The following is a 10641-nucleotide window of genomic DNA, read 5'->3' as shown; positions in this document are numbered from 1 at the left end:
GTCGGTGCCTGCGGCGCCGTTGCCGCCGTCGCCGGCGACGGCGTCGATGCCCACAGCACCGACCCCGGCGCCGCCGGTACCGCCCGCGCCGCCGTCGCCACCATCGGACGCGGAGGGATCACCATCGCCACCATCGGTGGCCGGGGTGATGCCCGGCACCTGGGGAAGCCCCGGGCCTCCGGGGGTCCCCGGAATCTGGATGGCCGGGTTGGAAGCGTCGTCACCGTCTACGCCGTCACCACCGTCACCACCGGCTCCGCCGTTGCCGAAGAAACCGAACAGCCCGGCGTTGCCGCCGCTGCCGCCGTTGCCGCCGGCGGTCTTCTCACCGAGCAGCGGGTCGAGCAGCGGATCCGCTCCGTCGCCGCCGTTGCCGCCGTCACCGCCGTCGCCGAAGACCGCGAAGAAGCCCGCGTCACCGCCGTTGCCGCCGTTGGCCCCGTTGGAGCTGTCGCCGCCGTCGCCGCCGTCGCCGTAGTACAGGCCGCCGTTGCCGCCGTCACCGCCGGCCTGCACACCCGTCGGATCGGTCCAGCCGTCGCCGCCGCTGCCGAAGAAGATGCCGCCGTTGAATCCGTCCGGATGCAGCGCGTTGCCGTCCTGGCCGTTGCCGACGAACAAGTTGTAGCCCGGAATCAGGCCGGCGAAGTCCAGATAGGCCTCGATCGGGTCGGTGAACGGTTGCGGCGCCAACGCGGCCCGCGGATCGGTGAACGCGGCACCGAACAGCGCGTTCGGCGACGGCAGGTCCGAACCGAGCGCGGTGACCGCGCTCAGCTCACAGTCGGTGACCAGCGGTGAGCACGAGGCATCCTGCGCCGGGACGGCGTGCGCGGTGCCGGCGACCAGCAGTGCCACCGCCGGTCCGCCGATGATCAGGCCAGCGCCCGCGACGGCGGCCCCCGTCGCCGACGTCGAGCGCTTCTGACCGCGCGACTTGATTGAGTGCTTGGACATAGAAAAGTCCCCTCCACGAAAAGATGTGAGTCGCATGCATCGCAGTTTGAGCATGCAGCGGCAACGTAACACGGCCCGGATTCCCGATTGGGTTTTCTGAAGAATTTGTCATTTGCGGATATTTGACGTTGATGTTGCTAGAACAAATTGACACCGACGCAAGCAGTAGCGAAGCCGATCACCTCAGCTACATCAGCACTCATCGGTCGGCGACTCTCCCACCTGGTGAAACTCCGCTCTATAAGGGCAATCTCAGGAAATATCGATGCCGTGGTGGCCGCCTCCGCAACTGGCTACGACCGTATCCACACCAGCGAGTCACCAGACTCATGTTTTCTATGAAATCGCTGGTCGAACAAATTTCGATTGCTGGAATCTGCGATTTAAATAACAAGATCGTCAAAATGCGGGGCGGTCAAGGTGTCACCAGCAAATCGAATCGCACGACGCGCACGCGATCGGACCACCGGGACGCTCAGTCGACGAGGAGCAGCCCGGGAAAGCACCGGCGGCTCCGCCGGCCCACCAGCAGACACGCGGACATCGGCCAAGAGGATCTGACAACGGAGCGGCCAACACCGTCAGCGACACCGAGAACCGCCCCCGCGCGAGCAAGCCAGGACACCCCCGGACCGGGGCGGCTCGAGATGCAACGGCACCACCACCGGCCTCACCGGCCGGGGCGATGAACGCGTGGGCTCAGACCCACACTCCCTTGCCCACGGCCACCACGCCGCCCGTGCTCACCGAGAACCGTTCCCGGTCCCGCTCGACGTCCACCCCGACCATTTCACCGGGGCCGACCACCACGTTCTTGTCCAGGATCGCGTGGCGGACCACCGCGCCGCGCCCGACGCGGGCACCGGGCATGATCACGCTGCCCTCCACAATCGCGCCTTCGTCGACGACGACGTTGCTCGACAGCACCGAATTGCGCACCGAGGCAGCCGAAATGATGCTCCCCGCGCCGACGACCGACTCCTGAGCCGACCCGCCGTTGACGAACTTCGCCGGCGCCAGGTTCTCCGAGCCGCCGCGGATCGGCCAGCGCTTGTTGTACAGGTTGAACACCGGGTGCACCGACACCAGATCCATGTGGGCGTCATAGAACGCGTCGAGCGTGCCGACGTCACGCCAGTAGGCGTGGTCGCGCTCGGTCGCACCGGGCACCTCGTTGTTGTTGAAGTCGTACACCGCGGCCATACCGTCGGCCACCAGCCGCGGAATGATGTCACCGCCCATGTCGTGATCGGAGTCGTCGTCCTCGGCGTCGGCGCGGATGGCGTCGATGAGCACCTTGGTCGTGAAGATGTAGTTGCCCATCGACACGAAGGTCTGGGTGGGGTCGTCCGGGGTGCCAGGCGGGTCGACCGGCTTCTCCACCCAGCCGCGGATGCGCCCGGAGTCGTCGGCGTCGATGCACCCGAAGGCCGAGGCCTCCGAACGCGGGGCCCGGATCCCGGCCACCGTCGCGCCCGCCCCGCTCTCGATGTGCGCCTGGACCATCTGCTCGGGATCCATCCGGTAGACGTGGTCGGCACCGAAGATCACGATGTAGTCGGGGTCTTCGTCGTAGATGAGGTTCATTGACTGATAGATCGCGTCGGCCGATCCGGTGTACCACCGCGGGCCCAGCCGCTGCTGGGCCGGAACCGGGGTGATGTACTCCCCGGCAAGCCCCGATAGCCGCCAGTTCTGCGAAATGTGCCTGTCCAGCGAATGCGACTTGTATTGGGTGAGAACACAGATTCGCAGATATCTGGCGTTGACGAGGTTGGACAGGACGAAATCGATCAACCGGTAGGCCCCCCCGAACGGCACGGCGGGCTTGGCACGGTCGGCCGTCAGCGGGTACAACCGTTTGCCCTCTCCGCCAGCGAGGACGATGCCCAGCACGTGTGGCGCTTCCCTCATGAACCCAACCTATCGGCAGGTGGGGACGGGGGCCACCCATTCGCTCCATTGGGCGAGTTGTCGGGCTGTCCGTCAAGACAATTGGTGATGCAGCGCGCCCGGCCCCGATAGGGGCTACGGTCGAGCACATGCGGGTGGCGATGATGACTCGGGAATACCCGCCCGAGGTCTACGGCGGGGCCGGTGTGCACGTCACAGAGCTCGTTGCGCAACTTCGCCACCTGTGTGAGGTCGACGTGCACTGCATGGGCGCTCCCCGGCCCGGTGCCGACGTCGCGAAGCCCGACCCCGCGCTCGAGGGCGCGAACTTCGCCCTTTCCACCCTCTCGGCGGACCTGAACATGGTCAATGCCGCCTCCGCCGCCGCCGTCGTGCACTCGCACACCTGGTACACCGGCATGGCCGGGCACCTGGCCGCCCTGCTCTACGGCGTCCCGCACGTCCTGACGGCGCACTCGCTGGAGCCGATGCGCCCCTGGAAGGCCGAACAGCTCGGTGGCGGCTACCGGATCTCGTCCTGGGTGGAGAAGACGGCCGTCGAGGCCGCCGACGCGGTGATCGCCGTCAGCAGCGGGATGCGCGCCGACGTGCTGCGCACCTATCCCGCACTGAACCCGGACCGGGTGCATGTGGTCCGCAACGGCATCGACACCGATGTCTGGTATCCGGCGCCGCCGCCGGAGGAAGGCTCGGTGCTGGCCGAACTCGGCGTCGATACCGCGCGCCCGATGGTGGCCTTCGTCGGGCGGATCACCCGGCAGAAAGGGGTGGCCCACCTGGTGGCCGCAGCCCACCACTTCTCTCCCGAGGTCCAACTGGTGCTGTGCGCCGGAGCGCCCGACACCCCCGAGATCGCCGAGGAGATCGCGTCCGCGGTGCACGAACTGGCCGCCGCACGCACCGGGGTGTTCTGGGTCCGGGAGATGCTACCCACCCACAAGATCCGTGAAATACTCTCGGCAGCAACAACTTTCGTCTGCCCTTCGGTGTACGAGCCGTTGGGCATCGTGAACCTGGAGGCGATGGCCTGCGCGACGGCGGTGGTCGCCTCCGACGTGGGCGGGATCCCCGAGGTGGTCGCCGCCGAGCGCACCGGACTGCTCGTGCACTACGACCCCGTCGAGACGGACCGCTTCGAACGCGATCTGGCCGCCGCGGTGAACTCCCTGGTCGCCGAACCGGGGCGGGCACGCGAGTTCGGGGCGGCGGGCCGTGCCCGCTGCATCGATGAGTTCTCCTGGGCGGCCATCGCCGAGCAAACCCTCGAGATCTACCGAAAAGTGGCCGAGTAACCGAACAGAAGAAGACCGGCCGCGCTGAGGCGACCGGTCATCGTGCGGCGCTAACCCGTGACGCCCCGCAACTCCTCTCCGAGAGCGGCCGCTTCGTCGGGGGTGAGTTCGACGACGAGTCGTCCACCGCCCTCCAGTGGTACCCGCATCACGATGCCGCGCCCCTCCTTCGTCGCTTCAAGTGGACCGTCTCCGGTCCGGGGCTTCATCGCCGCCATCGAGTGCTCCCTCCACAAAGGCGTGCCCGTCTGGGCCCGGTCTGTTCACTACGGCCGGAGCCCAGCTTTCGAGGAACGCTGTCAGCACCCGGCCTTGAACTGCTACAGAGTCATATTCTTCCCTATTCGAGCGTGCTCGTGTGCGAAGACCCGCCTATAGCTGCTCTGATGACGTTTCGGCGGGGTGGTTACGGGCGCACTGAGCCCCGGTCTGAACGCGCCCCGGCCGAGCCCGGCAGACCCCCGGAATCGCCCCTCGCGGCGCGGGCCCGGTCATCCGTCGAGCCGCGGAACCCAGCAGTTGGCGACGTGGTCGTCGACCATCCCCGTGGCCTGCATCAGCGCGTGGGCCGTCGTCGGACCGACGAAACGGAAGCCACGCCGTTTGAGATCCTTGGCCATCGCGGTGGACTCGGGGGTCACCGCGGCCACGGCCGACAGGTCGGCGGGCCTGTTCCGGGTGAGCCGGTCCGGTGGCGCGAACGACCACAGCAACTCGGCGAAGTCGCTGCCACGGGCGCACATGTCGGCCACCACCCGGGCGTTGGACACCGTTGCCTCGATCTTGGCGCGGTTGCGCACGATGCCGGTGTCGGCGAGCAGTCGTTCGACATCACGGTCGGTGTAGCGAGCCACCCGCTCGACGTCGAATCCGTCGAACGCGGCGCGGAAGTTCTCCCGCTTGCGCAAGATGATCAGCCAGGACAGCCCGCTCTGGAACGCTTCGAGACTGACCCGCTCGAACAGCGCCCCGGTGCCGTGCAGCGGACGGCCCCACTCGGCGTCGTGGTAGTCGCGGTACAGCACGAAATCCTCTGGCGACAGCCGTGATCGGTCGATCCAGCCGCATCGGATCCGGCGGTCCTCGACGACCGATGTCATCGGTCTTCCCGGTCGGGTTCGCGAGCGTCGTCGAGCTGCTCGTAGCGGCCGCACTCGTCGTCGGCCGCACCGCCGGATTCCTCGAGCACCCGCACCCCCTGCACCGCCGCCAGCTCACCGCGGAGCAGATCGAGTTCACGGCCCAGCCGGTCGAGCACCCAGTCGACCTCGCTGGCCTTGTAGCCGCGCATCGTCTGGGTGAACTTGACCGCGTCGACATCGGCCCCGGTGACCCCGGAGGCGGGTAGCACGGTGGCGGTGGTGCCTTTCGGCAGCGGCGGCAACACCTCACCGCGACCGAACAACACGCTGCCGATGGCGAACAACAGCACGCCGACCAGCACGAGCACCACCAGGTAGAGCAGAACGAGTGTCACCCCTCGATACTGCCCGAAGACACCGACAGGGTGTCAGCGCGGGCGCAGCGAGCTCATCGGCGGGCGGTCCTCGAGGCTCACCTTGGACGTGCGCGCACTGTAGTTGTCGCCGTCGGCGAAGAACTGGGTCAGGCCCACGCCGGAATCCTCGATGCCGCAGCGCGACAACAGGGTGGCGATGACCTGCCTGCTCATCGATGCCAGCTCGGTCAGCGGGCGGTTGCGGTGCGTCCGCACCCCGAGGTTGACCTGGGCCAGCGCGTCGAGGCCGTACCGGTCGTAGGCGTCGATCAGCAACCCGATCTCCACGCCGTACCCGGGGGCGAACGGGACGGCGGTCAGCAGCTCACGGGTTCCGGCGTATTCGCCGCCCAGCGGCTGGTACAGACACGTCAGCTCGGGCCGCAGCGCGGCCAGCAGCGGGCGGGCCACCAGCTCGGTCACGCGGCCGCCACCGCTGGCGTCCTCCTTGCCGCTGATCTTCAGCGGCCGTCGGTAGAAACCCTTGACCAGATGCACGCCGTCGGTCGTCAACAGCGGCCCGAGCAGCTTGGGCACGAACATCGGATCGGGGTCGATCAGGTCCGAGTCGACGAACGCGATGATGTCGCCCGTCGTGGCTGCCAGCGAGCGCCACAACACCTCACCCTTGCCGGGCTGGGGCGCCACCTCGGGCAGCGCGACCTCGCGGCTGATCACCCGGGCACCCGCGGCCAGGGCACGGATCTCGGTGTCGTCGGTGGAGCCGGAATCGAGCACGATCAACTCGTCGACCAGTCCGCCCACCAGCGGGGTGATCGTCTCGACCACCGAGGCGACCGTCTCTTCCTCGTTCAGCGCCGGCAGCACCACCGACACGGTGCGACCCTTCTTGGCCGCTTCGAGTTCGGCCACCGTCCAGTCCGGGCGGCCCCAGCTGTGATCGGTCAGCCACCGATGATCGGCGACATCGTCAATGGCCATTCCCGTGATTCGATCAGACAAGACAGTCATGCCAGTCCCCTCACCGTTCGTTTCGGCTGACGGGCGCCCTTGATCGACGCAACCATCTCCAGTACCCGACGTGTGGGCCCCACCTCGTGCACCCGGAACATCGCAGCACCGTCCGCGGCGGCAAGCGCCGTCGCCGCCAGCGTGCCTTCGAGGCGTTCAGTCAGGCCCACACCCAGAGTTTCCCCGACGAAATCTTTGTTGCTGAGTGCCATCAGGACCGGCCATCCAGTATTTACAAGGTCTTTTACATGGCGCAACAAACTAAGACCGTGGTAAGTGTTCTTGCCGAAATCGTGCGTCGGGTCGATCAGAATGCCGTCGGGGCGCACCCCCAGTGCCACCGCGCGGTCGGCCGCCGAGGTGACCTCGGCGATGACGTCGTCGACCACACCGCGCTCCGAGACGCCGTAGTGGACCCGGAACGGCCGGGTCCGGGGCACCGCACCGCCGGTGTGCGAACACACCAGCCCGGCACCGAACTCGGCGGCCACCCCGGCAAGCTCGGGGTCCACCCCGCTCCAGGTGTCGTTGATCAGGTCCGCACCCGCCGCGCAGGCCTGTTTGGCCACTTCAGCGCGCCAGGTGTCGACGCTGATCAGCTGATCGGGATAGGTCGCGCGCAGCCACTCGATGAACGGCACCACCCGCGCGATCTCCTCGTCGGTGCCGACCGGCCCACCGGGACCCGCCTTGACCCCGCCGATGTCGACGATGTCCGCGCCGTCGCCGATCACCCGGTGCGCGGCCTGCATGGCCGCCTCGTCGGAGAAGGTCGCTCCCCGGTCGTAGAACGAGTCGGGCGTCCGGTTCACGATCGCCATGATCAGGGCGCGATCGCCAGCCACCGGGCGGCCCAGAAACGTCGAATGCACGGCTCCCAGGCTACGTTCCCGGCCGGGTGTGCGATTTCGGTGTGATTGTCTGCGCTCAGCGACGACAATCACACCGAAATCACCCGCTACTTGGGCTTCTTACCTGCAGCGACCTCATCGGGGTAGTCGTCGTAGAACGGCACGTAACCCTCGTCCGGACCGGACAGCACGTACAGCGGGTCGTCGATCTTGACGTCCTCGGCATCGTCGTCGTCACCGCCCGCACTGTGGCCGTAGCCCTGTTTGCGCAGGTCGACCTTCTTGCTCTTGAACGTCGAGGTCTGGGCCAGCTCCCCCACCACCCGAACGAACAGCGGGACCGCATAGCCGGGCAGTTTCTCGTAGGCGGCGTCGGCCAGCGACTTGCCGTCCAGGTCGTCACCGTTCTTGAGCTGGATGGCCGCCATCCCGGCCCGGCCGCCCGCGCCGGGCACCTCCACCCCGAACACGGTGGCCTGTTCGATCTGCGGATCGGTCGAGATCGCCGCCTCCACCTCGGTGGTGGCGACGTTCTCCCCCTTCCACCGGAACGTGTCGCCGAGCCGGTCGGTGAACGCGGCGTGCCCGAACCCCTGGGCCCGCATCAGGTCGCCGGTGTTGAACCACACGTCGCCCTCTTTGAAGGCGTCGCGGACCAGCTTCTTCTCCGTCGCCTCCTTGTCGGTGTAGCCGTCGAAAGGCTGGAAATTGCTGACTTTGGACAGCAGCAGGCCCGGCTCTCCGTCGGCGACCTCGTGCACCCGGCCGTCGGGGCCGCGGGCCGGTTCACCGGAGTCGTGGTCGTACTCGACGAAGGCGATCGGGCTCGGGCAGATGCCGGTGGTCTTGTCGATGTTGAACACGTTGACGAAGGCGGTGTTGCCCTCGCTGGCCGCGTAGAACTCGCACACCCGGTTGATGCCGAACCGCGAGGTGAACTCGTCCCAGATCGCCGGACGCAGACCGTTGCCGCAGATCACCCGCACCCGGTGCTGACGGTCGGTCGGCTTGGGCGGTTGGTTGAGCAGATAGCCGCAGATCTCGCCGATGTAGACGAACGCGGTCGCGTCGTAGCGCAGGATGTCGTCCCAGAACTTCGACGCCGAGAACGACTTGCCCAGCGCCAGCGCCGCACCCGAGTTGAGCACCGACGACAGCGCAACGGTCAGCGCGTTGTTGTGATAGAGCGGCAGACAGCAGTACAGCGTGTCGGTGCTGCGCAGCCGCAGCCCCAGCCCGCCGAAACCGGCCAGCGCGCGCAGCCAGCGGTAGTGCGTCATGACACTCGCCTTGGGCATCCCGGTCGTGCCGGAGGTGAAGATGTAGAACGCCTTGTCCTTGGCCAGCACCGCCGCCGTGGTGGCCGGGTTGGTGCTGGGCGCGGTGGCCGCCATCCGGACGACCTCGTCGACGGTCAGCAGCCCGGTGGTGTCGGCGCCGCTTTCGGTGATCTCGTCGATCAGATCCACCTCGGCGACCACCACCTTGGCCTTCAGCAGGCCGATGCTGTGGTTGAGGACGTCACCGCGCTGGTGGTAGTTGAGCATTCCGGCGATAGCGCCGCACTTGACCGCGGCCAGCATCAGCAGGACCGACTGCGGCGAGTTGCGCAGCATGACGCCCACCACGTCGCCGTGCCCGACCCCGCGACTGGCCAGCACCGCGGCGTAGCGGTTGACTGTCTCGTTGGCCTCGCCGTAGCTGATGCGCTCATCGCCGAACTTGATGAAGACGTTGTCGGGATTGCGGGCGGCCTTGTCCTGGAAGACCTTTCCGATCGAGGTCTTGGCCGACGGACGCGCCCCGAACCCGGTGATCACCCCGCTGAGAATCGTCGGGGTATCCCTCAGGAATCCCGGCAGCTGCCGGGCGATGTCGAGCAGCCCGACGCTCTTGCGGGTCGCCTCCGTCATTTCGTCTCCTCGCGCCAGCGCTGGTGGGTTCTCATATCGGTACGTTCATCCTCCGCAGTCGGTTCGACGGACACCCTAGTTGTGGCCGATGGGTCAGCCCGTGGGCGCACACACGGCCAACGCGGCTTCGACGTCGTCGACGACGATGAGACGCCGCAGCGCCTCGTCGGCGACGTAGCCGCTGTCGACCAGCCCGTGCAACCACACCAGCAGACCCTCGTAGTGCCCGAACGGGTCGAGCATCACGATCGGTTTGGAGTGCATACCCAGATATCCCGCAGTCCAGGCTTCGAAAAATTCCTCCAGGGTGCCGATGCCGCCGGGAAGCGAGATGAACGCGTCGGCACGGTCCTCCATGACCTGTTTGCGCTCCCGCATCGTGTCGGTGACCACGAGTTCGTCCGCCTCGGTGTCGGCGACCTCGCGATGTACCAGTGCCTTGGGGATCACCCCGACGGTGTAGCCGCCGTGCGAACGGGCCGCCGAGGCAACCGCCCCCATCGCCGAGACGTTGCCTCCCCCGGAGACCAGCGTCCAGCCCCGGTCGGCGATCGCCTTGCCCAGCCGGTGGGCCAGGTCGAGCAGATCGGGGTGCGTCGGACTCGACGCGCAGTACACGCAGACCGCCCATCGGCCGTCGGTTTCTCGGGACACATCCACAAACCTAGCCATACACTCCGGCAGTGCCCGTGCAAGCGCCGATCGGCTGGGTGACCGCCTCACCGGAACCCACGCTCGGGCATCTCGAACAGGCCGTGCAGGTCCAGGGCGGTGCAGCGCTGGTCGGTCCGATCGGCGTCGGCAAGACCACGTTGGCCCACCGGGCGGCCGAACACCTGGCGGCCGGATTCGTGCGCGTCGACGACGTCCGCGCGACGGCGTCGCCGCCGGCCGTTCCGTTCGCGGCCTTCGAGCATCTGATTGATGTGCCCGAGACCGGCAAGACCGCGGCGGTGCTGGCCGAGGCACGGCGCTCACTCGGCGACGGCCGGCTGTTGATCGTCGACGACGCCCAGCACCTGGACGCGTTGTCCGCCGCACTGGTGTATCAGCTCGCGGTCAGCCGGGCGGCCCGGCTCATCGTCACGGTCACCGAGGGCGACTGGCCGGTGCCCGCCGAGATCTCCGCGCTGTGGCGCGACGGCCTGGTGGCGCGGCTCGATGTGCAGCCACCCGGCCACGAGGACAGCCGGCTGCGCGCGCAGGCCGGCGAGTTCGTCGCCGCGCTGCCCGCCGCAGCCACC

Annotated in this window: 11 protein-coding genes; 2 read left to right on the top strand and 9 right to left on the bottom strand. The window is 67.7% G+C overall.

All coding sequences use genetic code 11. The annotated features are described in order from the left end of the window. Both ACXAID_RS24635 and glgC read right to left on the bottom strand, forming a co-directional pair. A partial coding sequence (locus ACXAID_RS24635; protein ID WP_475024806.1) for a PGRS repeat-containing protein occupies positions 1–957 on the bottom strand: 957 nt, incomplete at its 3' end. Between the two features lie 699 nt (positions 958–1656). After that, the gene (gene glgC / locus ACXAID_RS24630) at positions 1657–2871 is read right to left on the bottom strand and encodes a glucose-1-phosphate adenylyltransferase (RefSeq protein ID WP_475024805.1); all 1215 of its coding nucleotides are present in this window, start codon (positions 2869–2871) and stop codon (positions 1657–1659) included. 128 nt (positions 2872–2999) lie between these two features. On the opposite strand from glgC, the gene glgA reads away from it, so the two are divergent. Next, positions 3000–4163, top strand: a complete 1164-nt coding sequence (glgA, locus tag ACXAID_RS24625) for a glycogen synthase (RefSeq protein WP_475024804.1) — start codon at positions 3000–3002, stop codon at positions 4161–4163. A gap of 50 nt (positions 4164–4213) precedes the next feature. Here glgA and ACXAID_RS24620 read toward each other — a convergent pair whose 3' ends face one another. From ACXAID_RS24620 to ACXAID_RS24590, 7 genes are all read right to left on the bottom strand, one after another. After that, positions 4214–4381: a DUF3117 domain-containing protein gene (locus ACXAID_RS24620; protein ID WP_084346353.1), complete on the bottom strand. Its 168-nt coding sequence runs from the start codon at positions 4379–4381 to the stop codon at positions 4214–4216. A gap of 273 nt (positions 4382–4654) precedes the next feature. After that, positions 4655–5263: a DNA-3-methyladenine glycosylase I gene (locus ACXAID_RS24615; protein WP_475024803.1), complete on the bottom strand. Its 609-nt coding sequence runs from the start codon at positions 5261–5263 to the stop codon at positions 4655–4657. Continuing rightward, positions 5260–5640 (bottom strand): DivIVA domain-containing protein, encoded by a 381-nt coding sequence (locus tag ACXAID_RS24610; RefSeq protein WP_475024802.1) that lies wholly within the window; start codon positions 5638–5640, stop codon positions 5260–5262. The genes ACXAID_RS24615 and ACXAID_RS24610 overlap by 4 nt, the downstream gene beginning before the upstream one ends. Before the next feature lie 33 nt (positions 5641–5673). Beyond that, the gene (locus tag ACXAID_RS24605) at positions 5674–6633 is read right to left on the bottom strand and encodes a glucosyl-3-phosphoglycerate synthase (RefSeq protein ID WP_475024801.1); all 960 of its coding nucleotides are present in this window, start codon (positions 6631–6633) and stop codon (positions 5674–5676) included. Continuing rightward, complete coding sequence (gene folP / locus ACXAID_RS24600) at positions 6630–7454, bottom strand: dihydropteroate synthase (protein WP_475024807.1); 825 nt, start codon at positions 7452–7454, stop codon at positions 6630–6632. Before folP ends, ACXAID_RS24605 begins: the two co-directional genes overlap by 4 nt. Before the next feature lie 137 nt (positions 7455–7591). Then, on the bottom strand, positions 7592–9397 hold the full coding sequence (gene fadD6, locus ACXAID_RS24595) for a long-chain-acyl-CoA synthetase FadD6 (RefSeq protein WP_475024800.1): 1806 nt from the start codon (positions 9395–9397) through the stop codon (positions 7592–7594). Between the two features lie 93 nt (positions 9398–9490). Continuing rightward, positions 9491–10051 (bottom strand): LOG family protein, encoded by a 561-nt coding sequence (locus ACXAID_RS24590; RefSeq protein WP_475024799.1) that lies wholly within the window; start codon positions 10049–10051, stop codon positions 9491–9493. 29 nt (positions 10052–10080) lie between these two features. Here ACXAID_RS24590 and ACXAID_RS24585 point away from each other — a divergent pair. Continuing rightward, positions 10081–10641: ATP-binding protein (locus ACXAID_RS24585; RefSeq protein WP_475024798.1), on the top strand; the 561-nt coding region annotated here is incomplete at its 3' end.

The sequence above is a fragment of the Mycobacterium sp. ABE4_509 genome, from assembly GCF_056160785.1.
This window is presented reverse-complemented; position numbering and strand designations above follow the sequence as displayed.